The organism is Caulobacter sp. LARHSG274 (genome assembly GCF_052871235.1).
This window is the reverse complement of record NZ_JBIXJO010000001.1, coordinates 168507-190930: the sequence shown is the minus strand read 5'-3', so window position 1 is coordinate 190930 and position 22424 is coordinate 168507. Positions and strand designations below refer to the sequence as shown.

Annotated in this window: 25 protein-coding genes; 14 read left to right on the top strand and 11 right to left on the bottom strand. The window is 69.3% G+C overall.

Annotation, left to right across the window (positions count from 1 at the left end):
• Window positions 1-11: 11 nt before the first annotated feature.
• The 3 genes from ACIPQB_RS00905 to ACIPQB_RS00895 all read right to left on the bottom strand — a co-directional run bounded on the left by ACIPQB_RS00905 (window position 12) and on the right by ACIPQB_RS00895 (window position 2005).
• On the bottom strand, window positions 12-683 hold the full coding sequence (locus tag ACIPQB_RS00905) for a DsbA family protein (RefSeq protein WP_446483309.1): 672 nt from the start codon (window positions 681-683) through the stop codon (window positions 12-14).
• Window positions 680-1315 carry a DsbA family protein gene (locus tag ACIPQB_RS00900; protein ID WP_446483308.1) on the bottom strand — a complete coding sequence of 212 codons (636 nt, stop codon included), beginning with the start codon at window positions 1313-1315 and terminating at the stop codon, window positions 680-682. The genes ACIPQB_RS00905 and ACIPQB_RS00900 overlap by 4 nt, the downstream gene beginning before the upstream one ends.
• A 150-nt stretch (window positions 1316-1465) precedes the next feature.
• The gene (locus ACIPQB_RS00895) at window positions 1466-2005 is read right to left on the bottom strand and encodes a DUF721 domain-containing protein (protein WP_446483307.1); all 540 of its coding nucleotides are present in this window, start codon (window positions 2003-2005) and stop codon (window positions 1466-1468) included.
• Between the two features lie 55 nt (window positions 2006-2060).
• Here ACIPQB_RS00895 and mutY point away from each other — a divergent pair, with 55 nt between their 5' ends.
• A complete protein-coding gene (mutY, locus tag ACIPQB_RS00890) occupies window positions 2061-3104 on the top strand; it encodes an A/G-specific adenine glycosylase (RefSeq protein WP_446483306.1) in 1044 nt (347 codons plus the stop codon).
• A 264-nt stretch (window positions 3105-3368) separates the two neighbouring features.
• Here the strand turns inward: mutY and ACIPQB_RS00885 are convergent, their stop codons facing one another.
• Both ACIPQB_RS00885 and ACIPQB_RS00880 read right to left on the bottom strand, forming a co-directional pair.
• A complete protein-coding gene (locus ACIPQB_RS00885; protein ID WP_446483305.1) occupies window positions 3369-3824 on the bottom strand; it encodes a hypothetical protein in 456 nt (151 codons plus the stop codon).
• 372 nt (window positions 3825-4196) lie between these two features.
• The gene (locus ACIPQB_RS00880) at window positions 4197-5273 is read right to left on the bottom strand and encodes a DNA methyltransferase (RefSeq protein WP_446483304.1); all 1077 of its coding nucleotides are present in this window, start codon (window positions 5271-5273) and stop codon (window positions 4197-4199) included.
• Window positions 5274-5478: 205 nt separating this feature from the next.
• Between ACIPQB_RS00880 and ACIPQB_RS00875 the strand changes: the two genes are divergently transcribed.
• Window positions 5479-6066, top strand: a complete 588-nt coding sequence (locus ACIPQB_RS00875; RefSeq protein WP_446483303.1) for a dihydrofolate reductase family protein — start codon at window positions 5479-5481, stop codon at window positions 6064-6066.
• Between the two features lies 1 nt (window position 6067).
• Here the strand turns inward: ACIPQB_RS00875 and ACIPQB_RS00870 are convergent, their stop codons facing one another.
• Window positions 6068-6715 carry a ribonuclease HII gene (locus tag ACIPQB_RS00870; RefSeq protein WP_446483302.1) on the bottom strand — a complete coding sequence of 216 codons (648 nt, stop codon included), beginning with the start codon at window positions 6713-6715 and terminating at the stop codon, window positions 6068-6070.
• A 141-nt stretch (window positions 6716-6856) separates the two neighbouring features.
• Between ACIPQB_RS00870 and ACIPQB_RS00865 the strand changes: the two genes are divergently transcribed.
• Window positions 6857-8911, top strand: a complete 2055-nt coding sequence (locus tag ACIPQB_RS00865; protein ID WP_446483301.1) for an acyltransferase family protein — start codon at window positions 6857-6859, stop codon at window positions 8909-8911.
• Here the strand turns inward: ACIPQB_RS00865 and ACIPQB_RS00860 are convergent.
• Window positions 8853-9437: a DNA-3-methyladenine glycosylase I gene (locus tag ACIPQB_RS00860; RefSeq protein WP_446483300.1), complete on the bottom strand. Its 585-nt coding sequence runs from the start codon at window positions 9435-9437 to the stop codon at window positions 8853-8855. The genes ACIPQB_RS00865 and ACIPQB_RS00860 overlap by 59 nt on opposite strands.
• Before the next feature lie 128 nt (window positions 9438-9565).
• Between ACIPQB_RS00860 and ACIPQB_RS00855 the strand changes: the two genes are divergently transcribed.
• Entirely contained in the window at window positions 9566-9991 is a 426-nt protein-coding gene (locus ACIPQB_RS00855; protein ID WP_446483299.1) for a hypothetical protein, read from the top strand.
• On the opposite strand, the gene ygfZ is transcribed toward ACIPQB_RS00855, so the two are convergent.
• Window positions 9988-10860 (bottom strand): CAF17-like 4Fe-4S cluster assembly/insertion protein YgfZ, encoded by an 873-nt coding sequence (gene ygfZ, locus ACIPQB_RS00850; RefSeq protein ID WP_446483298.1) that lies wholly within the window; start codon window positions 10858-10860, stop codon window positions 9988-9990. The two genes, ACIPQB_RS00855 and ygfZ, sit on opposite strands and share 4 nt — an antisense overlap.
• A 109-nt stretch (window positions 10861-10969) precedes the next feature.
• On the opposite strand from ygfZ, the gene ACIPQB_RS00845 reads away from it, so the two are divergent.
• Entirely contained in the window at window positions 10970-12037 is a 1068-nt protein-coding gene (locus tag ACIPQB_RS00845; protein WP_446483297.1) for a glycosyltransferase family 9 protein, read from the top strand.
• Window positions 12038-12172: 135 nt separating this feature from the next.
• Window positions 12173-13507 carry a dihydroorotase gene (locus ACIPQB_RS00840; protein WP_446483296.1) on the top strand — a complete coding sequence of 445 codons (1335 nt, stop codon included), beginning with the start codon at window positions 12173-12175 and terminating at the stop codon, window positions 13505-13507.
• 152 nt (window positions 13508-13659) lie between these two features.
• Here the strand turns inward: ACIPQB_RS00840 and ACIPQB_RS00835 are convergent, their stop codons facing one another.
• The 3 genes from ACIPQB_RS00835 to ACIPQB_RS00825 are packed head-to-tail and all read right to left on the bottom strand — an operon-like array spanning window position 13660 to window position 16234.
• Window positions 13660-15003: a sensor histidine kinase gene (locus ACIPQB_RS00835; RefSeq protein ID WP_446483295.1), complete on the bottom strand. Its 1344-nt coding sequence runs from the start codon at window positions 15001-15003 to the stop codon at window positions 13660-13662.
• Entirely contained in the window at window positions 15003-15704 is a 702-nt protein-coding gene (locus tag ACIPQB_RS00830) for a response regulator (RefSeq protein ID WP_446483294.1), read from the bottom strand. Before ACIPQB_RS00830 ends, ACIPQB_RS00835 begins: the two co-directional genes overlap by 1 nt.
• Window positions 15701-16234, bottom strand: coding sequence for a MarR family winged helix-turn-helix transcriptional regulator (locus ACIPQB_RS00825; RefSeq protein WP_446483293.1), 534 nt, complete (start codon window positions 16232-16234; stop codon window positions 15701-15703). Before ACIPQB_RS00825 ends, ACIPQB_RS00830 begins: the two co-directional genes overlap by 4 nt.
• 80 nt (window positions 16235-16314) lie before the next feature.
• On the opposite strand from ACIPQB_RS00825, the gene ACIPQB_RS00820 reads away from it, so the two are divergent.
• The 8 genes from ACIPQB_RS00820 (at window position 16315) to ACIPQB_RS00785 (ending at window position 22413) form a co-directional block, all read left to right on the top strand.
• Window positions 16315-17202 (top strand): branched-chain amino acid aminotransferase, encoded by an 888-nt coding sequence (locus ACIPQB_RS00820; protein ID WP_446483292.1) that lies wholly within the window; start codon window positions 16315-16317, stop codon window positions 17200-17202.
• Window positions 17203-17294: 92 nt separating this feature from the next.
• Window positions 17295-17756 (top strand): N-acetyltransferase family protein, encoded by a 462-nt coding sequence (locus tag ACIPQB_RS00815; RefSeq protein ID WP_446483291.1) that lies wholly within the window; start codon window positions 17295-17297, stop codon window positions 17754-17756.
• A 619-nt stretch (window positions 17757-18375) separates the two neighbouring features.
• A complete protein-coding gene (gene rplK / locus ACIPQB_RS00810) occupies window positions 18376-18807 on the top strand; it encodes a 50S ribosomal protein L11 (RefSeq protein ID WP_007661528.1) in 432 nt (143 codons plus the stop codon).
• Between the two features lie 4 nt (window positions 18808-18811).
• Window positions 18812-19501: a 50S ribosomal protein L1 gene (gene rplA, locus ACIPQB_RS00805; RefSeq protein WP_446483290.1), complete on the top strand. Its 690-nt coding sequence runs from the start codon at window positions 18812-18814 to the stop codon at window positions 19499-19501.
• A gap of 120 nt (window positions 19502-19621) precedes the next feature.
• The gene (locus ACIPQB_RS00800; RefSeq protein ID WP_446483289.1) at window positions 19622-19861 is read left to right on the top strand and encodes a type II toxin-antitoxin system VapB family antitoxin; all 240 of its coding nucleotides are present in this window, start codon (window positions 19622-19624) and stop codon (window positions 19859-19861) included.
• Window positions 19861-20256, top strand: coding sequence for a type II toxin-antitoxin system VapC family toxin (locus ACIPQB_RS00795; protein ID WP_446483288.1), 396 nt, complete (start codon window positions 19861-19863; stop codon window positions 20254-20256). Before ACIPQB_RS00800 ends, ACIPQB_RS00795 begins: the two co-directional genes overlap by 1 nt.
• Window positions 20256-21473 (top strand): TIGR03862 family flavoprotein, encoded by a 1218-nt coding sequence (locus ACIPQB_RS00790; protein ID WP_446483287.1) that lies wholly within the window; start codon window positions 20256-20258, stop codon window positions 21471-21473. Before ACIPQB_RS00795 ends, ACIPQB_RS00790 begins: the two co-directional genes overlap by 1 nt.
• A 118-nt stretch (window positions 21474-21591) precedes the next feature.
• On the top strand, window positions 21592-22413 hold the full coding sequence (locus ACIPQB_RS00785) for a hypothetical protein (protein ID WP_446483286.1): 822 nt from the start codon (window positions 21592-21594) through the stop codon (window positions 22411-22413).
• The last annotated feature ends 11 nt before the right edge of the window (window positions 22414-22424 follow it).

Here is a 22424-nt window from a genome sequence, read left to right as displayed (position 1 = left end):
GCGCCCGCCCCTCAGCCCTTGGCCGGCTTGTTGGGGACCGCCTTGCCGCGGGCTGCCTTGCCGGGCGCGGCCTTGGCGATGGCGGCGGCCAGGGCCTCGATCGGCTGGCCGCCCTCGAGGCGCTCGCCATTGACGAAGAAGGTCGGGGTGAATTCGACCTTGTCGCGCTCGGTGGCCCTTTCGACCCGGGCGTTGACCGCGTCCAGGGCGGCCTTGTCCTGCAGGGCGGCGGTGAACTGTTCCTCGGTCAGGCCGAAGCCCTGGCCGATCTTCAGCAGGCCGCCCCACAGGTCCTGGCTTTCGAAGATCGCCGCCTGCTGGCGGAAGACCGTGTCGATGACCTGGAAATACTTGGCCGGCCCGACCCGGCGGGCCAGCAGATAGCCGGCCGCGGCGAACTGGGCGGGCTCGGTCAGGAATTCGCGGAACACGTATCGGACCTTGCCGGTGTCGATGAACTGTTTCTTGAAGGCCGGGAAGACCTCGTTGTTCCAGTGGGCGCAGTGACTGCAGGACAGCGAGGCGTACTCCACCACCTGCACCCGGGCCTTGGGCGAGCCGAGCGCCATGTCGCCTTCGGCCGGCGGCAGGGGCGCGGCGCGCGCGACCCCCGGCGCCGCCGCCAGGACCAGGCCGGCGGCGGAAAGACCGGACCCGATCAGCGCGCGGCGGTCGAGGCTCATTTCGCCTTGGCCTCGGCTTCGGCGATCGCCGCGTCCAGCTGGGCCAGCGACGCCTCGCCGCCGTCCTCGCCGTTGACCTTCTTGCCGTTGACCACGAAGGTCGGGGTGCCGGTGATCTTGGCGTCGCGGGCGTATTTCTCGACCCGGGCGTTCAGGGCCTTGAGGTTCTTCTCGTCGCTGACGCAGGCGTTGAACTGGTCTTCGCTGAGGCCGGCCGACTGGCCGACCCGCAGCAGCACGCCGCGGAAGTCGCCGGTGGTGAACATCTCTTCCTGCGAGTGGTACACCGAATCGATGACCTGGAAGTACTTGTCCTTGCCGGCGCAGCGGGCCAGCAGGAACGAGGCGGCGGCCACCTGCACCGGCGGGGTCAGGAACTCGCGATAGACGTAATTGACCTTGCCCGTGTCGATGTACTTCGACTTGAAGGCCGGGAAGACGTCGTTGTTCCAGCGGGCGCAGTGGGAGCACGAGGCCGAGGCGTATTCGATCACCGTGACCTTGGCGGCGGGATTGCCCAGCGACATGTCGTCGGCGGTGGCCGCCTCCTTCTTGTCGCAGCCGGCGAGCGCGACGCCCAGAGAGGCGGTGAGGGCGACGGCGGTCAGGAGCCGGCGGGTCAGCGGACGCATGTGATCTTCCCTGGAAGAGGCGTGAACAGTGAAGTTAAGCGCGATTCTTTAGGCGCGCGAAAAGGGCGCGGATAAGGCCTTGGCCTCAGCCTAGCCGGGGCGGGGCCGTCAATCCAGAGTGGTCGGCCCCTGGAGCAAGCCCGCGGCGCCTCAGCGCGGCTCGCGCAGCACGGCGCGCCCCAGCTTCAGCAGGGCGTCCTTCAGCCCGCCTTCGGGCTGGGCGGCCAGGCTGTCGGCCAGGTCGCGCTCCTGGGCGGCGTCCAGCGGCGGCTTGCGGCGCGGGCGGGGGACGGGTTGGGCGGCGGGGGCCTTGACCGGTCCCTGGACGATGCGCAGCCGGGTCACCACGCCCTTGCCCAGCAGAAGGTCCAGGCGCTGGGTGATCTGCGGCGCCTGGTGCTGGATCAGCGAGGCGACCGGGCCGTCGACCCGCAGCTCCAGGGCCCCGCCCTCGCCATTGCGGCCCTTGACCACCCGCACCGGCTCGGTGCGGCGGGCCAGGACCTCGCCGACGATCTCGCGCCAGCGGGTCTGCAGCAGGGCCGGACCCTGGCCGAACTTGGCGTCCAGCTGCTTGATCAGCGGGGCCAGCGACTTGCCGGCCGGCGGCGGCGGTCGACGCTGCGGACGCGTGCGGCGGCGCTTGAGGATCTCGAGGGCTTCTTCCGCGGTGGGCAGGGGACGGCGCATGGACGGAAGGTAGCAGCCCCTCCCATTCCGCCCAAGGATTTGCCATAGGAAAAACATGCTCGACATTCCCGCCCTCCGCGCCGCCCTGCTGGCCTGGTACGACGCCCAGGCTCGCGACCTGGCCTGGCGCACCGGGCCGGCGGCCGGCAAGGCCGGGGCGCGGTCCGATCCCTACCGGGTGTGGCTGTCGGAGGTGATGCTGCAGCAGACCACGGTGCCGCACGCCACGCCCTACTTCCTCGACTTCACCCGTCGCTGGCCGACGGTCGCCGACCTGGCCGCGGTCGAGGACGGGGCGCTGATGGCCGCCTGGGCGGGGCTGGGCTACTACGCCCGGGCCCGCAACCTGCTGGCCTGCGCCCGGGCCGTGGTCAGCGACCATGGCGGCGTGTTCCCCGACACCGAGGACGCCTTGCGGGCCCTGCCGGGGGTGGGCGCCTATACCGCCGCGGCGGTGGCGGCCATCGCCTTCGACCGTCCGACCAATGTGGTCGACGGCAATGTCGAGCGGGTGATGGCCCGGCTGTTCGCGGTCGAGACCCCCGTGCCGGACGCCAAGCCCGAGCTCAAGCGGCTCGCCGGCGAACTGGTCACCGACCACCGTCCGGGCGACTGGGCCCAGGCGCTGATGGACTTGGGAGCGACCGTCTGCCGGCCCAAGGCTCCGCTGTGCGGGGATTGTCCCGTGCAGTCCTGGTGCGAGGGTTTCAGGACCGGCGCGCCGGAGACCTATCCGCGCAAGCTGAAAAAGGCCGACCGGCCGCACCGCCATGGCGTCGCCTATGTCCTGACCCGCGGCGAAACGACCGCCCTGGTCCGCCGGCCGCCCAAGGGCCTGCTCGGCGGCATGCTCGGCCTGCCGACCAGCGACTGGCGGGCCCGCCCGTGGAGCGACGCCGAGGCCGCCGAGGTCGCTCCGGTCACCGGGGCCTGGCGGGACCTCGGAACCGTGGACCACGTCTTCACCCACTTTTCCCTGACCTTGCGGGTGTTGCGGGCGGAGTCGAATGGCGAGGGCGCGTTCGTCTGGACCGACCCGGACGGCCTGGCGGCCCTGCCGAGCGTGTTCCTGAAGGCGGCGAGGGCGGGGCGGACATAACCCCATATACAGACCGTTGGCTGCTCACCAGGTGCTATCTGACGTTCTTATCAAGCGCCCTTGAGTTTGGCACCTTGCTTCCCCCCTCACATCGTCATCCCGGGTCTTGTGCCCAGGACCCATCTGGCCGCCGCAAGGGCGGGGGTGTGGCGCGCAGGCGCGCCATCGCACTTCACTTGCGGGTTGAACCATGGGTCCCGGGCACGAGGCCCGGGATGACGGGATGTTTAGGGTATAAGCAGTCTAAAGCAAATGGTGCCAATATTAGTCGCTGGATGGAAGGTAAATCGTCAGTCTATAGTCGGCCTTAGCGATTTCTGTAGCTCGGCGCTCCGTGTATTCGGTCACGGATGGCAATTCGTTCATTTCCTCAACGCATTCCGCATAGACGTAATAGGTCGGCGGACCTAGGTGAGCCGCTTGGATAGCGTCCAGTAGTCTGACGCCCTCCACAACAACTGAGCGGTGATGATCGAGCTGTACTTTTGCGGTCCTAGCCAGTTCATCCGTCAGCCAACCGGGGTGGTTGTTGTAGAGGTCGAGGTGGAGGGCCGGTATCCCAAACTGCCACCCGATCCAGTTTGCCAAGTGGGTCTTACCTGCGCCATTAAGGCCGTCTACTCCAATGAGTATTGGATTAGTGTTCGGCGCCAGTTCTACAAGACTCTTTCGCAAGCGCTCATAGTCGTCCGTGGCAATTTTCAGTGGATAGGTACTCATGTTGTCCGAATCCGGCGAGCGTCTGCCTTGTAGAGCCCGTAGGCGATGAATCCTTCGATGTCATCGGAAGCGCGAACCAGCTGGTCGAAGACCGGATTGTGCTCGACCGCCGTCATGGGGTGCGGCCTATTTTCTCGCCAGCACGGATTTGGCCCGGGAGAGAGCCCGCTCATGGACGTCGCGACTTAAGGCGACAACCTTACTGCCGTCCGGGCGTCGGATCACCTGAAAGACGCTCCCGTTCTCAGTGTCGCGGTAGTCGATGGGACTGACCATGGCCCTGTCGGCGACGATTTTTCCGATGCGGATCATAAGGTGAACATTGCCGACTTGCGTGGGCTCTTGCAAGCCTCAGGCGCGAAAATGAAACCCTTAATTCATCCCCGCCCGCACCTGGCTGCGCAGCACGTCGATCGGGGCCAGGCCCTTGTCGGTCTTGAAGTGCCAGTAGGTCCAGCCGTTGCAGGCCGGGGCCGACTGCACCAGGGCCCCGACCTTGTGGATCGAGCCCGACAGGTCGCCGACCGTAATCGAGCCGTCGGCCCGCACCTTGGCGGCGTGGGCGCCCTTGGCGCAGAACAGGGTGTCGCCCGGATTGAGCAGGCCGGCCTCGACGATGGTGCCGAACGGCACGCGCGGCTCGGACCGCTTGCTGCCCATGACGTCGAGGTCTTCCGGGGCGATCGGCGTGACCTTGGCGATGCGGGTCTTGGCGTGCTCGATGTATTCGGCCTCGCGCTCGATGCCGACGAAGCGGCGGCCCAGGCGCTTGGCGGCCGCGCCGGTGGTGCCGACCCCGAAGAACGGGTCGAGGATCACGTCGCCCGGCTTGGTGGTCGACAGGATCACCCGGTAGAGCAGGGCTTCGGGCTTCTGGGTCGGGTGGGCCTTGTTGCCGTCGGCGCCCTTGATCCGCTCCTCGCCGGTGCATAGCGGCAGGGTCCAGTCCGAGCGCATCTGCACCTCGTCATTGGCCATCTTCAGCGCGTCGTAGTTGAAGGTGTAGCGCTTGGCGCCCTGGCTCTTGGAGGCCCAGATCAGGGTCTCGTGGGCGTTGGCGAAGCGGGTGCCCTTGAAGTTGGGCATCGGGTTGGACTTGCGCCAGATCACGTCGTTGAGGATCCAGAAGCCGAGGTCCTGGATGGCGACGCCGACCCGGAAGATGTTGTGATAGCTGCCGATCACCCAGATCGCGCCGTCGTCCTTCAATACTCGGCGGGCGGCCTTCAGCCAGTCGCGGGTGAACTTGTCGTAGACGGCGAAGCTTTCGAACTGGTCCCAGTGGGCGTCGACCGCGTCGACCTTGGAATTGTCGGGACGCAGCAGGTCGCCGCCCAGCTGCAGATTGTAGGGCGGATCGGCGAAGATCAGGTCCACGGATTTCTCGGGCAGGGCGTTCATCGCCTCGATGCAGTCGCCCTGGATGATGGTTTCAGGCCCGAAGGACATGTCCGCTTCCCGTCAAAAACACTGAGCGGAATCATGAGTCTCGTTGGTAAAGGGGATGTTGACGGACGTGGTTATCGACCGATTAACGGTCGCCTGAACGGGTAAAATGAGCCCGGTCGGACTCAGCAAAGCGCCGCCTGGCTGGGTTGCGGCTTGATGTTCTCGTATTGTTCTGAAATGCTCCCGGCGCACGAGCGAGGACGCCATGGCCGTGATCCGGGGCTATATCGCCGCCAGCCTGGACGGCTGCGTGGCCGACGCGAACGGCGGCCTGGGCTGGCTGGCGCCCTATGCGGCGGCCGACGCCGGCTACCGTGATTTCATCGACCGGGTCGGCACGGTGGTGATGGGGCGGCGCACCCATGACCAGATTCCCAGCCTGGGGATCGGCTGGCCCTATGCCGGCAAGCGCGTCCTGGTGGTCACCTCGGGACGCGGGGCCAGCGTCCATCCCCGGACCCGGTTCTGGACCGACGGCCTGCCGGCTCTGGTCGATCACCTGCGCGGCCTCGACGACGGCGACGTCTGGGTGGCGGGCGGCGCGACCCTGCTGGCGGCGATGATCCAGGCCCGAGCGCTGGACCGACTGGAGCTGTTCGTCGCGCCGCTGCTGCTGGGCGAGGGGCCGCGGCCCTTCCCGGCATCGGCGCCGGGCCTGAAGGCCATGACGCTCAACCGCGTCGAAACCCTCGAGCGGGGGATGGTGCGGCTGGACTATGGGCTGGACTACAGGCCGGTGCGAAAACCGCCGGCCTGGCCGCGTCCGGCCTTGGCCGCGATCAGCGGGGCCTAGGTCAGGCCTCGATCTCGTCGTCGAACGCCGCCTCGCCCAGCTCGCCCGCCAGGGCCAGCTTGACCGGGGCCCAGCCCATCCGGTGGATCGGCGAGGGGCCCAGGCGCCGCAGGCCCTCGACATGGATGGCGGCGTGATAGCCCTTGTGGCTGGCGAAGCCGTAGCCGGGATGCAGCGCGTCCATCTCGACCATGATCCGGTCGCGGGCTTCCTTGGCCAGGATCGAGGCCGCGGCGATCGAGCACGACAGGCTGTCGCCCTTGACCACGGTCTTGACCGCGCAGGGCAGCTTGAAGGGGTAGTTGCCGTCGACCAGGGCGAAGGCCGGCGTCACCGCCAGGCCCTCGACCGCCCGCCGCATGGCCAGGCCGGCGGCGTGCAGGATGTTGAGCTCTTCGATCTCCTCGATGCTGGCCAGGCCGACGCACCAGGCGATCGCGGCGGCCTTGATCTCGATCTCCAGGGCGGCGCGGGCCTTGGCGGTCAGCTTCTTGGAATCGTTGAGGCCCCGGGGCACGCGGTCGGGGTCGAGGATCACCGCCGCGGCGCTGACCGGCCCGGCCCACGGCCCGCGGCCGGCCTCGTCGACCCCGCAGACCGGGCCGGATCCGCAGGCCAGTTCCAGCATCATGTCGGGACCGGGAGGCATGGAGTGCTGTTTAGGGGGATTTGCCGGCGAGGGGAACGGCCGCTTTCGCCGAAGGAATATTATGGCTGTAATAAATTGATTGACGCGACCGCCCCGCCGCGTAGCCTGCGAAAATTACAACTGTAGAAACGGGGGCGGCGAATGACATCCGGCGAAGGCTACCGGCGCGACATCGACGGCCTGCGTGCCGTCGCGGTGCTGGCGATCGTGATCCACCACGCCTTCCCGGCCCTGCTGCCCGGCGGCTTCGTCGGGGTCGACGTCTTCTTCGTCATCTCCGGCTTCCTGATCACCCGCATCATCGCCGGCCAGCGCGATGCGGGGACGTTCTCCTGGGGCGGCTTCTACCTGCGCCGGGCGCGGCGGATCGTTCCGGCCTATGTCGTCGCCTTGCTGGGAACCGCCGGCCTGGCGACCTGGATCGAGATGCCGCGCCTGCTGGCCCAGACCGGGGCGGCCACGGCCGCCTCGGGCCTGTTCGTCGCCAATCTGCTGTTCGCCCAGACCGCCGGCTACTTCTCGCCGGCCGCCCAGCAGAATCCGCTGCTGCATCTGTGGTCGCTGGGGGTGGAGGAGCAGTTCTACCTGGTCTGGCCGCTGCTGATCGCCGGCCTGTCGCTGCGCTGGTGGCGCGGCGCTCGTCCATGGTTGGCGGCCGTCCTGTTGATCCTCTCGCTGGTCTTGGCCCAGCTGATGGTCGGCCAGGGCGGGAGCGCCTGGGCCTTTTTCGGCCTGCCGGCTAGGACCTGGGAGTTCCTGCTCGGCGCGGTGGTCAGCCTGGACGCGGCGCGGGCCCCCGCCAAGGCCGCGGCGGCCAATCTGGCGGCCGACCTGGGGCTGGCGCTGATCGCCGGGACCCTGGCCCTGCTGACCGACGCGGCGCCGTTTCCCGGCCTGACCGCGGTCCCGGCCGCCCTGGGCGCGGCCATGGTGCTGTGGAGCGGCCAGGGGTGCGAGCCGGCCGCGTCCGTGATCCTGCGCACCGGCCCGGCTGTGGCCGTCGGGCGGGTCTCCTATTCGCTCTATCTGTGGCACTGGCCGCTGCTGGTGCTGGCCGCCGACGTCGCCCAGGCGCCGCTGAACGCCTGGGCGCGCGGCGGGCTGATGCTGCTGGCCCTGGGCCCGGCGGCGCTGAGCTGGCGACTGATTGAACAGCCGTTCCGGCGCGGACCGGTCGACAGGCCCTGGCGGCGGCTGGCCGCGACGCTGTCGCCGCTGCTGCTGGTCATCGGCGCCGGGGCGCTGCTGTTCTTCACCCACGGCCTGCCCGGACGGTTGTCGCCGTCGGCCCGGGCGGCCGCCGCGCTCGAGGAGGGCGACGTCAATCCGCTGCGCAAGACCTGCTTCGAGCACCGCGGCCCGGTCGCGCCCACCGGCTGCCGGATCGGGGCCGCGCCCGACGCCCTGGACTACGACGTGCTGGTCTGGGGCGACTCCCATGCCGACGCGGTGACGCCGGGGGTGGTCGCCTGGGCCAGGGCGCGCGGCTGGAGCGTGCGCGAGGCCGCGCAGGGCGGCTGTCCGCCGCTGGTGAACCTGCGGGTGCGGCTGCCCAACGGGCTTGAGCTGAAGTGTCCGTCGGCCGCCGACCAGGCAATGGGCGAGATCGCCGCCAACCGGAGGCTGAAGCTGGTGGTGCTGGCCGCCCGCTGGCCGCTCTATCGCGACGCCCCGCCGTTCTATGACGTCAACTCGCCCCGGACCAGGATCGAGGCCCGCGATGCGCCAGGCGCGCGGCCGGCGCTGGCCGCCTCGCTGGGCGCCACCCTCGACGCCATCCGAGTTCGCAATCCCCGGGCCCGGGTGCTGATCATCGGGCCGGTTCCGGAACTGACCTTCACCCCGCCCGAATGCCTGGCCCAGGCGCGTCACCTGCATCTGCGGGAGGCCGGTTGCTTCTCGGCCCCCGTGGCCTTGCCCCTGGCCCGAGCCCGTCCCGCCGAGGCGGAGATCCGGGCCGCCCTGAACGGTCGTCCCAACGTCCGCGCGCTGTTCCCGACCACCCGCCTGTGCGGCCCGGCGACCTGCGCCAGCGCCCTCGACGGCCGGCTGATCTATTTCGACGACGACCACCTCAGCGCCTCGGGCGCGGAAAAGCTCGTGCCCCGCTGGATGGACGAGGCCCTGGCCGGCGTCCCTACCGCGCCAGCTTCCGGCATTCCTCATGCCGGAAGCACGTCACCAGGTGGTCGTTGACCAGGCCGGTGGCCTGCATGAAGGCGTAGACGATCACCGGGCCGCAATATTTGAAGCCCCTGGCCTTGAGCATCTTGGCCATGTCGACCGCCAGGGGCGTCTGGGCCGGGACGTCGCCGCCGGTCCAGTGGTTCTGGACCGGCTTGCCGCCGACCATGCCCCACAGCAGCGCGGAGAAGTCCTCGCCGCGCTCGCGCATGTCGCAATAGATCCGCGCCCCGGCGATCGCCGCGTCGATCTTGCCGTTCGAGCGGATGATGCCGGCATCGGCCATCAGCCGGGCGCGGTCGGCGTCGCCGAACCGGGCCACGGCGTCGGGATCGAAATCGGCGAAGGCGGCGCGGAAGGCCTCGCGCTTGCGCAGGATGGTGATCCACGACAGCCCGGCCTGGAAGCCGTCGAGCACCAGCTTTTCCCACAGGGCGCGGGAGTCGTACTCGGGCACGCCCCATTCGGCGTCATGATAGGCCTCGTAGAACGGGTCGCCGTTCATGCCCCGCCAGGTGCAGCGTTGGATCTCGGTCATGGCCGCGAGCTTGGCCGAGCTCGCCGGCGATTTCCAGAACTTTTCAGGAACATTTTCGGAGCGCCACCGATCGCGCCGTCGCGCGTTTGCATCGGCTGAGGGACGCTGACCGAAGAAGAGAGGCTGCCATGCGCCGCTTCAAGATGTTCGCCGTCGCCCTCGCGACCGCCGCCCTGACGACCGTCTCCATGACCGGGCCGAGCCTGGCCCAGGACCGCGACAACAACCCCCCGGGCTGGCGGGGCGGTCCCGGAACCAACTGGGAGAACCCGCCCGGCTGGCGCGGCGGCCCGGGCGCCTCGCCCGATCGCCGCTACTATCGCCACCACGGCAAGCGGATCCAGTTCGTCCATCGCCACGGCTATTACTACAATCCCCACTACGGCTACTGGCACCCGACCTATGGCTGGTGGAACCAGGCCGGGCGCTGCTGGCTGGACCGCGACGACAACCCGCCCGGCCCGCGCGGCGGTCCCGGCACCAACTGGGAGAACCCTCCCGGCTGGCGTGGTGGCCCGGGCGCCTCGCCGGATCGCTACGGCCGCTGTCGCTAGGTTTCGAACCAGGACGGCCGGACCACCTCGACGGGCCGGCCGTCCGCAGTCAGGTCCGCGCCTTCGATGCGGTCCAGCCGCAGCTGGGCCATGGCCCGGCCGTCGCGACCTGACAGCACTTCACCGGCCCGCAGCTCGCCCGCCAGCACCTCGGTTCCGGGCGCGGGCGGCGGGCCGGCGAAGGCGATCGGCAGCATGCGGCTCTTGATCGTCCCGCGCCGCTTCATGCGGCTGGTGGTCTCCTGGCCGACGAAGCAGCCCTTCTTGAAGTCGATGCCGTTCAGCAGGTCGAAATCAGCTTCGATCGGATAGGTCCTGTCGGTGCCCCAGTCGGCGGGGCCGGGGACGCCGAGGGCCAGGCGATGGGCGTCGTAGGCGTCTTCGGGGACGGTGGTTTCTAGGCCGAGGGCGTAGATCCGGGAACCCAGCGCAGGAAAGCGAGGGTCCGCGAACACCCTGTCATCCGCTCTTCCCGGCGAACGCCGGGACCCAGATTCATCCGGTGAGCTCACAGCCTTAGGATCTGGGCCCCGGCCTTCGCCGGGGAGAGCGGAGAATTCTGCGAATACGTCCAGGGAGGAGGCGGCGATCTCCACCTGGGCCCTGAGCTTGTACATCGCCAGCCGCGCCATGATCGCCTCGCGGTGCTCGGCGGCGACGTCGAGCAGGACGCCGTCCTCCGTCCCGGCCGCGAACAGGTCATAGAGCAGGCGGCCCTGCGGGGTCAGCAGGCCGGAAAAGCGCAACTGGCCCGGCGGCAGGGTCTCGATCTCCTGGGTCAGCAGGCCGTTGAGGAAGCGCCGGGCGTCGGGCCCGGAGACGGTGATCACGGCGCGGCTGGACAGGCGGGCGATGGCGGTCTGGTTCATGGTCCCCATGTGGCCCGGGCAAGGTCTCGGCGCCACCCCTGCGATCAATGGAAAGCTGAGCCGTTATCGAGGGATGCGCCGACTCGCCGCAAGCCCTATACATGCACCGATGACACAGCGGGCCTTCCCGATTCTCTTCATCACCGCCACGCGGATCGGCGACGCCGTGCTGTCGTCCGGCCTGATCCGTCTTCTCGCCGACCAGATCCCCAACGCCCGCTTCACCATCGTCTCCGGCCCCCTGGCCGCGCCGCTGTTCGCCCATGTGCCCGGCCTCGACCGGGTGATCGTCATGGAGAAGGGCAAGGGCAAGGGCCACTGGTTCAAGCTGTGGAACCAGGTGCGCCACCGCAAATGGGGCCTGGTCGTCGACCTGCGCGGCAGCGGCACCGCCTATTTCCTGCGCCGCGAGAAGCGGGCGGTGTGGAAGAAGGCGGTTGGCGAGCCGGTGCACAAGGTGATCGAGGCCGCCCGGGTGCTGAAGCTGGAAGGCGATCCGCCGGCCCCGCACCTTTACATCACCCCCGACGTCCAGGCCCTGGCCGACCAGATGCTGGCCCCCCGCAAGGGCGAGCCGGACGGCCCGATCCTGGCCGTCGGCCCGGCCGCCAACTGGGTGGGCAAGATCTGGCCGATCGAGCGCTTCGCCCAGACCGCCGGCCAGCTGCTGGGTCCCGACGGCCCGCTGGCCGGCGGCCGGCTGCTGATCATGGGCGGGCCGGGCGACGGGCGGATGGTCGAGGAGCTGCGCATGGCCTCGGCCCGCGGCCGCTATGTCGACCTGACCGGCAAGGTCGACCTGCTGACCGCCTACGCCGCGCTCAAGCGGGCCGACCTGTTCATCGGCAACGACAGCGGCCTGATGCACATCGCCGCCGCCGCCGGCGTCCCGACCATCGGCCTGTTCGGCCCCTCCGACGAGCGCCGCTACGGGCCGTGGGGCGAACTGACCCGGGCGGTTCGCGGGCCGCGCAGCTTCGAGCAGTTCCTGGCCGTCGATCCCGACCTCTCCCAGGCCATCCGCCACATGAGCGACCTACCGGTGGCCACGGTGGTGCGGGCGGCCAAGGTGCTGTTGGCCCAGGCGCGGGCGGCGGCGGAAAGGCCGGCCGAACGGGTTGAGCTTGAGCCCGCCCTCTCCACCGACCATCCCCGCGAAGGCGGGGGCCCAAGCTGAATGAACCACGCCCGTCCGGGAGGGTAGGTCAGCCTCAGCTTAGGTCCCCGCTTTCGCGGGGATAGGCGGATTGTTTTGGCCTTGCAGAGCGCAAGCCCGGATCATAGACCGCCTAGACATTCCAGGAGCCGTCCCATGACCCAGACCTTCGACCTGATCGTGCGCGGCGGCGAGGTGGTCAATCATGCGGGCCGCGGCTTCGCCGACATCGGCGTGCGGGACGGCAAGATCGTCGCCATCGGCGACCTTGGCCAAGCCAGCGCCGGCGAGGTGTTCGACGCCGCGGGCCTGACCGTGCTGCCGGGCGTGATCGACAGCCAGGTCCACTTCCGCGAGCCCGGCCTGGAGTGGAAGGAAGACCTGGAGAGCGGCTCGCGCGGCGCGGCCCTCGGCGGGGTGGTGGCGGTGTTCGAGATGCCCAACACCGAGCCGACCACCACCGACCCGGACGCCCTGGCCGACAAGCTGGCCCGGGCCAAGGGCCGGATGCACACCGACCACGCCTTCTATGTCGGCGGCACCCATGAGAACGCGACGTTTCTGGGCGAGCTGGAGCGCCTGCCCGGCTGCTGCGGCATCAAGGTGTTCATGGGCGCCTCGACCGGCACTCTGCTGGTCCAGGACGACGAGGGCGTCGAGAACGTGCTGCGGCATGTGAACCGCCGCGCCGCCTTCCACTCCGAGGACGAGTACCGCCTGGCCGAGCGCCGGTCGCTGGCCCGGCCGGGCGACTGGACCAGCCATCCGGAGGTCCGCGACGCCCAGGCCGCCCTGCAGTCGACCCAGCGCTTGGTGCGCATCGCCAAGCGGCTGGGCAAACGCATCCACGTGCTGCACGTCACCACCCACCAGGAGATCGACTTCCTGGCCCAGCACAAGGACGTCGCCAGCGTCGAGGTCACCCCCCAGCACCTGACCCTGGTCGCGCCCGAGGCCTATGAGCGGCTGAAGGGCTTCGCCCAAATGAACCCGCCGATCCGCTCGGCCGAGCACGTGGCCGGGGTCTGGCGCGGCATCGCGGCCGGCATCGCCGACGTGCTCGGCTCCGACCACGCCCCCCATACCCGCGAGGAGAAGGCCCGGCCCTATCCGGCCTCGCCTTCGGGCATGCCGGGCGTCCAGACCCTGGTGCCGATCATGCTGACCCACGTGGTCGACGGCCGGCTCTCCTTGGAACGGTTCGTCGACCTGACCAGCCATGGCGTCAACCGCATCTTCGGCCTGGCCGACAAGGGCCGCATCGCCGAGGGCTTCGACGCCGACTTCACCATCGTCGATATGAAGGCCCGGCGCACGATCACCCACGACTGGATGGCCACTCGCTCGGGCTGGACGCCGTTCGACGGCTTCGAGGCCAAGGCCTGGCCGATGGCGACCATCGTCCGCGGCACGGTGGTGATGCGCGACGACGAGATCGTCGCCGAGGGAACCGGCGCGCCGGTGCGGTTCCTGGAGACGTTGGCGAGTTAGGGATGATGATGAAGGCTGAACCCCTTTCCCCCCGTCGCCCCGGCGCTGGCGGGGCCCGAGGTTCAGCCGTGGCGTCGGACGCTCACCCGAAACGCACAGCCCTATGATCTGGGCCCCGGCCTTCGCCGGGGAGACGGGGATAGGTTGGCCAGCTAGCCCGGCAGCCGCAGCACCGCCCGCAGGCCGCCCATCGGCGAGCGCTCCAGGGTCAGGTCGCCGCCCAGGCCGCGGGCCATGTCGCGGGCGATGGCCAGGCCCAGGCCGACGCCCTTTTCGTTCTGGTTGCGCGACTCGTCGAGGCGGTTGAACGGCCGGAACGCCTCTTCGTGGCGGTCCTCGGGGATGCCGGGACCGTCGTCGTCGACGAAGATCCACACTCCGCCGGCCGGGGCGGCGGTCGAGGTGACCCGCACGGTCCGGCCGTGGGCGGCGGCGTTGTCGATCAGGTTGGCCAGGGCCCGCTTGAAGGCGTTGGGCCGCAGGACAGCCGACAGGTCGTCGGCGATCGCCACCTCGATCCGGGCCCCGGCCCGCGCCGCCCCGTCGCAGACGCCTTCCATCAGCGGCTTGAGCAGCACCTCGCGCGTCGCCTCGCCGCCCTCGCCGCGGGCGAACGACAGGTACTCGTCGATCATGTGCTCCATCTCGGAGAGGTCGCGCTGCATGGCGTCGAGCTGGGCGCTGGGCTCGGCCAAGGCCATTTCCAGCTTCAGCCGGGTCAGGGGCGTGCGCAGGTCGTGGCTGACCGAGGCCAGCAGGGCCGTGCGCTGCTCGATGTGGCGCTGGATGCGGGCCTTCATGGCCAGGAAGGCCTGGGCCGCCTTGCGCACCTCGCGGGCCCCGTGCGGCTTGAAGGCGGCCTGGTCGACGCCGCGCCCGAAGGCGTCGGCGGCGTCGGCCAGGCGCTCGATGGCCCGCACCTGGTTGCGGATGAACAGGATCGCCACCCCGGTCAGCAGCAGGGTCGCCACCACCATCCACAGGATGAAGATATGGCCCTGGGTGGCGAAGGCGCGGTCGCGGGGGGCGATGATCCGCAGCACGCCTTCCTTGACCTGCACGCGGATGTCGACATGGCCGGGATAGCGGGTGGTGTCGAACCAGAACGGATCGTCCAGCCGGTCGGACAGGGCGTCGCGCAGCGAGCGGTCGAGCGAGGCGAAGAGCGACGGCCGCTGGCCGACCGGCAGCTTGCGGCCCTTCTGCAGGGCGATCGACAGCGACATCGAATCCTCGGCCCGCTGCGCCATCCTGTCGAGCGCCCGGGGCGAGGGATCGTCCTTGTAGGTCTCCACCGCCCAGGCGACGTCGCCGGCCAGGCCCTCGGACAGGCGGCTGGTGACGATCTCCCAGTGGGCGTCGAAGAAGGCCCAGGTGACGGCGATCTGCATCACCGCCACCGGCAGCACGATGATCAGCAGGCTGCGGCCGAACAGCGAGGTCGGCAGCCAGCGCTTGATCCGCCGGGGGATATAGAGCCGGGCGCGCAGGGGCATCAGTCCGGCGCCAGCCGGTAGCCGACGCCGCGCACCGTCTGCAGGTAGCGGGGGTTCTTCGGGTCGGGCTCGATCTTGCGGCGCAGGCGGGTGACCTGGACGTCGACGGCGCGGCCGGTGGCGTCGACGGTGTCGCGGGCCAGCTCCAGCCGGTCGACCGCCTCGTGGGGCGCCCTGGCCAGACGGCGCAGCAGGGCGACCTCGGCCTCGGTCAGGCGGACCGGCTCGCCGTCCAAGGTCAGCTCGCCGCGCTCGGGCGCGAAGGCGCAGCGGCCAAGGCTCAGCTCGCGCGGGCCGGACGGTTTGGGCGTCGTGCGCCGCAGGATCGCCTCGATGCGCAGCAGTAGCTCGCGCGGCTCGAACGGCTTGGCCAGATAGTCGTCGGCCCCATGGGTCAGGCCCTCGATCCGGTCGCCGGTCTGGTCGCGGGCGGTCAGCATCAGGATCGGCGTCTTGCCGGCCTCGCCGCCCTTGGCCCGCAGGCGCTTGGTGAAGGCGAAACCGTCCTCGCCCGGCATCATCACGTCCAGCACCAGCAGGTCGAAATCCATGGCCCCGGTCAGCCGGTCGGCATGGGCGGCGTCGGCCGCGGCGCTGACCCGGAAGCCGGCGCGGCTGAGGAAGGTCTTGAGCAGGGTGCGGATGCGGTCGTCGTCGTCGACGACCAGCAGGTGGCGTTCGGCGCGCTCTTCAGGAGTCAAAGCCCGTCCCTTCGGCTGAGGCCGACGCCCTGGCGCGGTCCGGCCAGGGCCGCCAGGATGCGGCGGGTCCCGGCCACCCCGTCGAGGCCGCCGGTGCGATAGGCCCGGCCCAGCAGGGCGCGCAGCCGCTCGGACACCCGGGCCTCGAAGGCCAGGCCCTCGGCGGTCAGGGCGGTCGGCCGCCGGCGGGCGTCGAGGTCGCCGGCCAGTTTCTCGGCCAGGTTCAGGCGCTGCAGGTCGGTCAGGGTCTTGCTGGCCGCCTGCTTGGACAGGCTGGTCAGCTTCGAAAGGTCCTGCACGCCGATGCCGGGCCGGCGGCGCAGCAGGAAGGCGGCGCGCCAGTGCGAGCGGCCCAGGCCCGGACCCTCGCCGTCGAGGGCCGCGTCGACCGCCGCCCACAGCGCCGCCTCGGCCAGCAGCAGCAGCTCCAGGCCGCTGTCCAGCTCCTCCTCGCGGAGGATCAGGCGCGGATCGGTCGATCCCGGCGCCGTCGCCGAAGCGAGGGGCCCGGACGAAAGGGGAGTCGCCATCAGCCTGCGTCCATTTTATTTGACCTGCCGCGTCCCGGAGCGTCTAAGAGCCGGGTTCCAAATAAGGAGGTCTTGGACCGATGTCTCTCGTTCCCTTCGATGATCGCGATGGTTGGATCTGGCTGGACGGCCAGTTCGTCGCCTGGCGCGAGGCGAAGGTGCACGTATTGACCCATGGCCTTCACTACGCCTCGGCGGTGTTCGAAGGCGAGCGGATGTATGGCGGCGAGATCTTCAAGCTGACCGAGCATACCGAACGCCTGTTCAAATCGGCCGAAATCCTCGATTTCCAGATCCCCTACACGGTGGAGCAGATCGACGAGGCGTGCAAGGCGACCGCCGCCAAGAACGGCCTGACCGACTGCTATGTCCGGCCGATCGCCTGGCGCGGCAGCGAGATGATCGGCGTCTCGGCCCAGCAGACCAAGATCCACGTGGCCATCGCCGTGTGGGAATGGCCTAGCTATTTCGACCCGGCGACCAAGGCCAAGGGCATCCGCTTGACCTGGGGCAAGTACGACCGCCCGGCTCCGAACACGGCCCCCACGGCCGCCAAGGCCGCGGGCCTGTACATGATCTGCACCATCTCCAAGCACGCCGCCGAGAAGGACGGCTACGCCGACGCGATGATGCTCGACTATCGCGGCTATGTGGCCGAGGCGACCGGCGCCAACGTGTTCTTCGTCAAGGACGGGGTGATCCACACCCCGACCCCGGACTGCTTCCTGGACGGCATCACCCGCCGCACGGTGATCGACATCGCCCGCCAGCGCGGCTTCGAGGTGGTCGAGCGCCATATCGAGAAGTCCGAACTGGCGACCTTCAGCGAGTGCTTCATCGTCGGCACCGCCGCCGAGGTCACCCCGGTCGCCGAGGTCGGCGAGTTCACCTTCAAGCCGGCGGCGATCTCGCTGTCGCTGATGGACGCCTACGCCCGCCTGGTGCGCCGCGAGCTGGTGGCCGCCTAGGCTTCCGTTACGTCTCCGCCGAGTTCGAAGATCCCGGAGCGGCCTGGCTGTTCCGGGATTTTTTGTCCTCTCGCCGCCCGCAGGACCCTTCCATGGCCGACGACCTTCGCATCCGTCCTGTGGTCCGCGCCGACCGCGACCGGTGGCTGCCGTTGTGGGAGGGCTACAACGCCTTCTACGGTCGGGCCGGCGACACCGCGCTGAATCCGGCGATCACCGCCATGACCTGGGAGCGGTTCTTCGACGCCTATGAGCCGGTCCACGCCCTGGTCGCGGAACAAGACGGCCGCCTGCTGGGCCTGACCCACTATCTGTTCCACCGCAGCACCACGGCGATCGAGCCCAGCTGCTACCTGCAGGACCTGTTCACGACCGCGCCGGCGCGGGGCCAGGGCGTGGGCCGGGCGCTGATCGAGGCGGTCTACGCGGCGGCGGAAGCGGCCGGCGCGTCGCGGGTCTACTGGCAGACCCACGAGACCAACACCACGGTGATGAAGCTCTATGACCAGGTGGCGGAGCGGTCGGGGTTCCTGGTCTATCGCAAGCTGCTGTGACGGGAGACGCACCCTTTCGTCCTCTGCGCATCGTGCAAGGGATGGCCGCGCGTCCGCTTGCGTCATGGGAGGCAATGACGAGTTTCGATTTATTGCGGAGGTTGGCGCCTTCATCCACCCTTGCTGCATGACCTACTCGGCGGACGTTTTACGAGCAGCGTACCGACACTCGTCCGGGCATCGAAAAGCCATCGAAGACAGCAATATTTGCGGCTGCTTTTATTGCCTTGGGACGTTCAAGCCAGCCCAGGTCGAGCGTTGGCTCAACGAGGGCTCGGGCACGGCCATCTGCCCGCACTGCCAAGTCGATTCGGTACTGGGATCGGCGTCGGGTCTTCCCGTGGATGATCCCAGCTTCTTGCGGGCAATGAATAGTCACTGGTTTTGACGTCCGCTTCCACCCTCAATAGCCCCTTTCGGACATCAACCTCCAGCCCGCGCTCCGCCCCGGCCGCTGGACTCCCCAGGCCCCACCTGCTACACGCCCCACCTCGCCCCAGGACCCCGTCCCGGGGCGTGCTCGTCGTTTACGGCGGGATCAAATCCGTGGGAGGGCCGCCAGCCCGCACCACGGCCAACCAGCGAAGGCCGCTAAACCCGGCTTTCTTGAGAGGATACAATGGCTAAGAAGATCCTGGGCTATATCAAGCTCCAGGTGAAGGCCGGCTCCGCCACGCCTTCACCGCCCATCGGCCCCGCACTGGGCCAGCGCGGCGTCAACATCATGGGCTTCTGCAAGGAGTTCAACGCGCGCACCGAGAACGTCGAAAAGGGCACCCCCCTGCCGACCGTGATCACCGTGTACCAAGACAAGTCGTTCACCTTCGTCACCAAGACCCCGCCGGCGACGCACTATCTGAAGCAGATCACCGGCCTGAAGTCCGGCGCCAAGCTGACCGGTCGCGAGACCGTCGGCGAAGTGACGCGCACCCAGCTGCGCGAGATCGCCGAAAAGAAGATGAAGGACCTGAACGCCAACGATCTCGAGGCCGCGGCCAAGATCATCGAAGGCTCCGCCAAGGCCATGGGCCTGAAGATCGTGGAGGCCTAAGACCATGGCCAAGCAACCCAAGCGCATCCAGGCCTGGACCGGCGATCGTGAAGCCACCCACGCCGTCGCCGACGCCATCGCCCTGGTCAAGGCCAACGCCAAGGCCAAGTTCGACGAGTCGATCGAGATCTCGGTCAATCTCGGCGTCGACCCGCGCCACGCCGACCAGCAGGTCCGCGGCGTGGTCAACCTGCCGTCGGGCACCGGCCGCGACGTCCGCGTCGCCGTCTTCGCCAAGGACGCCAAGGCCGCCGAAGCCCTCGCGGCCGGCGCCGAAGTGGTCGGGGCCGAAGACCTGGTCGAGAAGATCCAGGGCGGTTTCATGGACTTCGACCGCGTCATCGCCACCCCGGACATGATGGCCCTGGTCGGCCGTCTGGGTAAGGTGCTGGGCCCGCGCGGCCTGATGCCTAATCCGAAGGTCGGCACCGTGACCCCGAACGTCGGCCAGGCCGTCAAGGACGCCAAGGGCGGCGCCGTCGAGTTCCGCGTCGAGAAGGCGGGCATCGTCCACGCCGGCATCGGCAAGGTCTCGTTCACCGACGAAGCCCTGCTGCTGAACGTCAAGGCCATGGTCGACGCCCTGAACAAGGCCAAGCCTGCCGGCGCCAAGGGCGTCTATGTCAAGCGCATCGGCCTGTCCTCGACCATGGGCCCCGGCTTCAAGGTCGACGCGGCCTCGATCACCGCCTAAGCGCTTCGACTTTCGAACCAAGCGAGCGGGCGCTGGAGCGATCCAGCGCCCGTTTTGCGTTTGGGGCTGGTTTGGCGAGGCGGCTAGCCGATGTTATGATCCGGCTAGACGGAGGTTCCAATGCCCTTCCATGTTCGCGATCCCGAAGCCGACGCGATGCTGCGCCAGTACGCCGAAGAAAAACGTGTCGGCATCACCGACGCCATCAAGCTGGCCGTGACGCGCGCGCGGGAAGCCGACGCGCAATCACGGGCCGCCAAGTTGGCCGAACTCAAGGCGATCCGGGACCGGCTCAATAGTCTGCCGCGCACCGGCGAGGTCGCCGATAAGGCCTTCTTCGACGAACTGTCGGGCGATTGATGTTTGTCGACGCCTCAGTGTGGGTCGCGATCCTCGCCAACGAGCCGGAAGCGGACGCTTTGGAGGCGCGCTTGCTCGACGCGCCCAGCGTTTGGATCTCACCAGTCGTAACCTGGGAGACCGTAAGAGCGGTCGCCAAAACGATCAGGATCGAACCCGAGGAAGCCCGAGAGCTGACCCTGGCCTACGCCGCCCGGATCGGCGCGCGAGTCGTGTCGATCGGAGAGGCCGAGCAGGCGGCGGCGCTTGACGCCTTCGCGAGGTTTGGAAAAGGGCGTCATCCTGCACGCCTCAACATGGGCGACTGTTTCGCCTATGCCTGCGCATCGGCCCGAGGCGTTCCGCTATTTTTCAAGGGCGACGATTTTTCTTTGACCGATATCGAGCGCGCCTGATGCCAGAGGTAACGCCCGACGTCGCCGTCATCGGCGGCGGGCCGGCCGGGCTGATGGCGGCGCAGGGGCTGAGCGCGGCGGGGCTGTCGGTGAGCGTCTACGAGCGCATGCCGACCGTCGGCCGCAAGTTCCTGATGGCCGGGCGCGGCGGGCTGAACCTGACCCATTCGGAGCCCTTCGAATCCTTCGTCGGCCGCTACGGCGCGGCGAGCGCGCGGCTGCGGCCGATGTTGGAGGCCTTCACCCCCGCCGACCTCATGGCCTGGGCCGAGGACCTTGGCCAGCCGATCTTCGTGGGCAGCAGCGGCCGGGTATTCCCCAAGGTGCTGAAGGCTTCGCCGCTGCTGCGGGCCTGGCTGGCGCGGCTGGAGGGGCAGGGCGTGGGGCTGCACGTCCGCGCGACCTGGACCGGGTGGAACGCCGCCGGCGACCTGGTCTTTGACACCCCTGACGGGCCGCGGACGGTGCGGCCGCGCGCCACGATCCTGGCCCTGGGCGGCGCCAGCTGGGCGCGGCTGGGCTCGGACGGTAGCTGGACGAAGCGGTTGGTCGCCCGGGGCGCGGCGGTCGCGCCGTTCCGACCGGCCAATGTCGGCTTCGCCGTCGCCTGGAGCCCGGTGTTCCGCGAGCGCTTCGCCGGGACGCCGCTGAAGAACATCGGCCTGGCCTTCGAGGGGCGCACCGCCCGCGGCGATGCCCTGGCCGCCGGCTACGGCCTGGAGGGCGGGGCGGTCTACGCCCTGTCGGCGGCCTTGCGCGACGCCATCGCGGCCCGGGGCCGGGCGACCCTGACGGTCGACCTGCGGCCCGACCTGTCGGCCGCCCAGCTAACAGTCCGGCTGGCGCGGCCGCGCGGCGGCCAGTCGCTGTCCAGCTGGCTGCGCAAGGCCGCCCATCTGTCGCCAGTCGAGACCGGCCTGCTGCGCGAGGCCCACGGCCCGGCCCTGCCGGTCGCGCCCGACGCCCTGGCGGCGGCGATCAAGGCCGCGCCGATCGCCCTGACCGGCGTCCAGGGCCTGGAGCGGGCGATCTCAAGCGCCGGCGGGCTGTCGTTCGACGCCCTCGACGGCTTGGAGCTGAAGGCCGCGCCGGGGGTGTTCGCGGCCGGCGAGATGCTCGACTGGGAAGCCCCGACCGGCGGCTACCTGCTGCAGGCCTGTTTCGCCACCGGCGCGGCGGCGGCGCGGGCGGTGTTGGCGCATTTGAGCGCGCTTTAACCGGGGAGCCTCCAGGCCAATCAACTGGGGCGTTTTTCGCGGGGGAAATCATCTCCGCAATTGACCGATCAATGTTCTTCGAGCACCGTTTTACCTCTACCGTTGGGGGAAGAGGATCATGTCGACTATTGCTGAGACGTCCGCCGTCGGCGGCGTGCGTCCGGACGTGCTGTCCGGCGATCGCACGGCCTTCATCGATCGCTGGATCTACGTGTTCACCGCGGTCAGCTTTATCGTGATCGTGCTCCTGGGCTTCATCCCGGATTCCTTGGGCAAGATGGCCGCGGTCGAGGCCGGGCAGCGGCCGCCGTTTCCGCTGGTGCTGCACATCCACGCCGCGCTGATGGCGACTTACCTGCTGTTTCTGCTCACCCAGACCTGGCTGGTGGCGACCGGCCGGGTCGCGCAGCATCGCCTGCTGGGGACCATGGGCGCCGTGCTCGCGACGGCGCTGGTGGTGGTCGGGTTTGTTCTCATCCCCACCCTCTACCATCAGGTGTTCGCCGGGGCGCAGGCCGCGCCGCCGCCGGTCAAGGCCAAGTTGGCCGGACTTGTTGCGTTCGTCGAGAACCTCGTGCTGGTCCAGTTTCGCATCGGCATCGTGTTCGCGGTCCTGGTGTTCATCGGCGTCGGGGCGCGCGCGACGGACCCTGGCTTCCACAAGCGCATGATGATCCTGTCAATCGCGGGCGCCCTGCCCGCCGCCTTCGACCGCATCACCTGGATTCCGACCACGATGCCGGCCCAGCCGCTTTCGGGCGACCTCTATGTCCTGCTGGCGATCGCGCCGATGTTCCTTTGGGATGTCCTCCGCAACCGTGGCGTCCACCGCGCCTATTGGGTCTGGCTGGCTGTCGCCGCACCGTTCACCGTCGCCGTCTACGCCCTGTGGGACACGCCCTTCTGGCACGCCACGGTCAAGCGCCTCATGGGCGTCTGACGGGAGCCGGG

Excerpts from the sequence above, each read along its gene's own strand:
- ACIPQB_RS00905 (WP_446483309.1), bottom strand. The coding sequence starts at position 683 with ATGAGCCTCGACCGCCGCGCGCTGATCGGGTCCGGTCTTTCCGCCGCC.
- ACIPQB_RS00900 (WP_446483308.1), bottom strand. The coding sequence starts at position 1,315 with ATGCGTCCGCTGACCCGCCGGCTCCTGACCGCCGTCGCCCTCACCGCC.
- ACIPQB_RS00895 (WP_446483307.1), bottom strand. The coding sequence starts at position 2,005 with ATGCGCCGTCCCCTGCCCACCGCGGAAGAAGCCCTCGAGATCCTCAAG.
- mutY (WP_446483306.1), top strand. The coding sequence starts at position 2,061 with ATGCTCGACATTCCCGCCCTCCGCGCCGCCCTGCTGGCCTGGTACGAC.
- ACIPQB_RS00885 (WP_446483305.1), bottom strand. The coding sequence starts at position 3,824 with ATGAGTACCTATCCACTGAAAATTGCCACGGACGACTATGAGCGCTTG.
- ACIPQB_RS00880 (WP_446483304.1), bottom strand. The coding sequence starts at position 5,273 with ATGTCCTTCGGGCCTGAAACCATCATCCAGGGCGACTGCATCGAGGCG.
- ACIPQB_RS00875 (WP_446483303.1), top strand. The coding sequence starts at position 5,479 with ATGGCCGTGATCCGGGGCTATATCGCCGCCAGCCTGGACGGCTGCGTG.
- ACIPQB_RS00870 (WP_446483302.1), bottom strand. The coding sequence starts at position 6,715 with ATGCCTCCCGGTCCCGACATGATGCTGGAACTGGCCTGCGGATCCGGC.
- ACIPQB_RS00865 (WP_446483301.1), top strand. The coding sequence starts at position 6,857 with ATGACATCCGGCGAAGGCTACCGGCGCGACATCGACGGCCTGCGTGCC.
- ACIPQB_RS00860 (WP_446483300.1), bottom strand. The coding sequence starts at position 9,437 with ATGACCGAGATCCAACGCTGCACCTGGCGGGGCATGAACGGCGACCCG.
- ACIPQB_RS00855 (WP_446483299.1), top strand. The coding sequence starts at position 9,566 with ATGCGCCGCTTCAAGATGTTCGCCGTCGCCCTCGCGACCGCCGCCCTG.
- ygfZ (WP_446483298.1), bottom strand. The coding sequence starts at position 10,860 with ATGAACCAGACCGCCATCGCCCGCCTGTCCAGCCGCGCCGTGATCACC.
- ACIPQB_RS00845 (WP_446483297.1), top strand. The coding sequence starts at position 10,970 with ATGACACAGCGGGCCTTCCCGATTCTCTTCATCACCGCCACGCGGATC.
- ACIPQB_RS00840 (WP_446483296.1), top strand. The coding sequence starts at position 12,173 with ATGACCCAGACCTTCGACCTGATCGTGCGCGGCGGCGAGGTGGTCAAT.
- ACIPQB_RS00835 (WP_446483295.1), bottom strand. The coding sequence starts at position 15,003 with ATGCCCCTGCGCGCCCGGCTCTATATCCCCCGGCGGATCAAGCGCTGG.
- ACIPQB_RS00825 (WP_446483293.1), bottom strand. The coding sequence starts at position 16,234 with ATGGCGACTCCCCTTTCGTCCGGGCCCCTCGCTTCGGCGACGGCGCCG.
- ACIPQB_RS00820 (WP_446483292.1), top strand. The coding sequence starts at position 16,315 with ATGTCTCTCGTTCCCTTCGATGATCGCGATGGTTGGATCTGGCTGGAC.
- ACIPQB_RS00815 (WP_446483291.1), top strand. The coding sequence starts at position 17,295 with ATGGCCGACGACCTTCGCATCCGTCCTGTGGTCCGCGCCGACCGCGAC.
- rplK (WP_007661528.1), top strand. The coding sequence starts at position 18,376 with ATGGCTAAGAAGATCCTGGGCTATATCAAGCTCCAGGTGAAGGCCGGC.
- rplA (WP_446483290.1), top strand. The coding sequence starts at position 18,812 with ATGGCCAAGCAACCCAAGCGCATCCAGGCCTGGACCGGCGATCGTGAA.
- ACIPQB_RS00800 (WP_446483289.1), top strand. The coding sequence starts at position 19,622 with ATGCCCTTCCATGTTCGCGATCCCGAAGCCGACGCGATGCTGCGCCAG.
- ACIPQB_RS00795 (WP_446483288.1), top strand. The coding sequence starts at position 19,861 with ATGTTTGTCGACGCCTCAGTGTGGGTCGCGATCCTCGCCAACGAGCCG.
- ACIPQB_RS00790 (WP_446483287.1), top strand. The coding sequence starts at position 20,256 with ATGCCAGAGGTAACGCCCGACGTCGCCGTCATCGGCGGCGGGCCGGCC.
- ACIPQB_RS00785 (WP_446483286.1), top strand. The coding sequence starts at position 21,592 with ATGTCGACTATTGCTGAGACGTCCGCCGTCGGCGGCGTGCGTCCGGAC.